Annotated in this window: 2 protein-coding genes; one reads left to right on the forward strand and one right to left on the reverse strand. The window is 75.5% G+C overall.

Annotation, left to right across the window (positions count from 1 at the left end):
* A partial coding sequence (hrpB, locus tag HW578_RS25280) for an ATP-dependent helicase HrpB (RefSeq protein ID WP_369407977.1) occupies positions 1-2,067 on the reverse strand: 2,067 nt, incomplete at its 3' end.
* A 176-nt stretch (positions 2,068-2,243) separates the two neighbouring features.
* Here hrpB and HW578_RS25285 point away from each other — a divergent pair.
* Positions 2,244-2,655 (forward strand): vWA domain-containing protein (locus HW578_RS25285; protein ID WP_198373463.1); only part of this gene is annotated, 412 nt, incomplete at its 3' end.

The following is a 2,655-nucleotide window of genomic DNA, read 5'->3' on the forward strand; positions in this document are numbered from 1 at the left end:
CACAGTCGCCGCCAGCGCGGCGTCCGACAGGTCGGGCCAGGCCTCGCCCTCGGCGCGCCGCATCCAGGCGATGCGCGCCTGGGCCTGGCGGGCGGCGTCGGTCCAATTCAGGTCGCGCAGGCCGCGCTCGGCGGCGGCCTCGGCCAGGGCCAGCGCGACGGCCGCGGGGTCGGCATGGGGCTGCGTCGATTCCTCGAGCACCAGCGGGCCGAACATCAGCCGGCGGCGCGCCACCACGGCGCCGGCGCGGGCGTCGAAGGCGGCACCGTCCTCGCGCCGCAAGCGTTCGGGGAAGCGGGCTTCCAGCACGGCGCGATCGATCGGCGTCGCCATGCGGATGCGCGTCTCGGTGCCCTGCAGTTCGAGGTCGGCGACCGCCAGCAGCGGGGCGCGTGCGAGCCTGTCGGTGACCGGCAGCCGCGCGCCCTGGCCGGAGGCAAGGCGGAAGGCGCCGTCCATGGTGCCGCGCTTCGCCGCGATGCGATCGGGGAAGCCCGCCGCGAGCAGCGCCCCGGCATCGCCCTCGGCCGCCACGCTGCCGTGAACGCGCAGCCGCCGGCGATGCAGCGCGGCGGCGCGGCGGATCCGGTGGATGGCGCCCGCATCGGCGTCGCCCCGGTCACGGCCATGCAGCAGGTCCAGGCGCAGGTGGATGTCGGACGGCGCCTCCCGGCCCCGTATCGGGTCACGTTCCTCGAGCAGCGCGGCGAGGTCGGCGGCCAGCGCGCGCTCCCCGTCATCCGCCGCCGCGAGCATCATGCGCGCGAGGCGCGGATGCGTCCCGAGCCGCGCCATGCGGCGCCCCACATCGGTGATGCGCCCATCGCGATCCAGCGCATCGAGATCGCGCAGCAGCGCCTGCGCCGCCTTCACGGCGCCGGCGGGCGGCGCATCGAGGAAGGCGAGCGTCGCCGGGTCCGCCCCCCATGCGGCGCAGTCGAGCACCAGGGAGGACAGCTCCGCCTCCAGCATTTCCGGCCGGTCGGCCTGCGGCAGGCCGCGATGCAGAGCCTCGGTCCAGAGCCGGATCGCCACGCCGGGTGCCTGGCGGCCGGCGCGCCCGGCGCGTTGTTCCGCCGCCGCCTTGCCGATGCGCAGCGTGGCCAGGCGCGACAGGCCGGTCGCGGCATCGAGCCGCGGCGCGCGGCGGAACCCGCCATCGACCACGATGCGCACGCCGGGCACGGTGAGCGAGGTCTCGGCGATGGAGGTGGCCAGCACCACCTTCCGCCGCCCGTCCGGGGCAGGGTTCAGGGCGATATCCTGCTCGGCGGGCGGGAGCTCGCCATGCAGGGGGACGACCAGCGCATCGAGCCCGGCCAGGCGCTCCTGCGTGCGCCTGATCTCACCCCAGCCGGGCAGGAAGGCGAGCACGTCGCCAGGGTGGTCGCGCAGCGCGTCACGGACGGCGCCGGCCATGGCCTCCGGCAGGTCGCGTGACTCCTTGAGGTCGCGGGCGCGGTAGCGGATGTCCACCGGGAAGGCGCGGCCGAGGCTCTCGATGACCGGCGCCGCGCCGGAGCGCGCGGAGGCGGGAAGCGGCCCGGCACCCATGAGCCGCGCGAAGGCCGCGCCATCCAGCGTGGCCGACATCGCCAGCAGGCGCAGCTCCGGGCGCAGATTCGCCTGCAGGTCCAGGCACAGCGCCAACGCGAGGTCGGTGTCGAGGTTGCGCTCATGCGCCTCGTCGAACAGCACCGCCGCCACGCCCTCGAGGCCGGGGTCGGATTGCAGGCGGCGCACCAGCAGGCCCTCGGTGACGACCTCCACGCGCGTGCGCTCGGAAACCAGGCGATCGAGCCGCGTGGCTAGGCCGATCGTGCCACCCGGCTGGCCCTCGCCCAGCAGGTCCGCCATGCGCCGCGCCGCCGCGCGGGCCGCGACCCGGCGCGGTTCCAGCACCAGGATCCGCTGGTCTTCGGCCCAGGGCTCGTCCTTCAGCACCAGCGGCACCAGCGTGGTCTTGCCCGCGCCCGGGGGGGCCACCAGCACGGCATTGGGCCCCGCGCGCAGCGCGGAGGTGAGGGCCGGCAGGGCTTCGGCAACCGGGAGGTCGATGTCGATCACGGGCGTCGTCTAGCCCGTGGCGCCGCGATCCGCGATGCTTCGCAGCATGGCACGCGCCCCGGGCGCGGAATGCCGCGGGACCATGAACCGTTTCGTTGACATCCCGACCCCGGCTCGGCATCGCAATGGCGGGACAACATCAGAATCCCCGCGACAAACGACGGAGCCGGAACTAGATGCGCCACCTCCTCGGCCTTGCCCTCGCACTCGCCTGCATGGCCGCGTCGCCCGCGCGCGCGCAGCCGGCGCAGCAGCAGGGCGAGACCATCGTCATCCTCGACATGTCGGCCTCGATGTGGGGGCGCATCGGCGACCGGACCAAGCTCGAGATCGCGCGCGAGGCGGTGCGCGGCATGTTCACCCGCTTCCCCGCCGGCAGCCGCGTGGGGCTCATGGCCTATGGGCATCGGCGCGCGGGACAGTGCAGCGACATCCAGATGATCCTCGAGCCCGGGCCGGTGGATGCGGCCGCGGCGGGGCAGGCGCTGGATCGCCTCACGGCGCGCGGCCCCACGCCGCTGACCGACTCGGTCCGCCAGGCGGCGGCGGCGCTGCGCGTGCGCGAGCGCCGCGGGGCCGTCACCCTAT

The sequence above is a fragment of the Roseomonas rosulenta genome (genome assembly GCF_016106005.1).
Taxonomy (GTDB): Bacteria; Pseudomonadota; Alphaproteobacteria; order Acetobacterales; family Acetobacteraceae; genus Neoroseomonas; species Neoroseomonas rosulenta.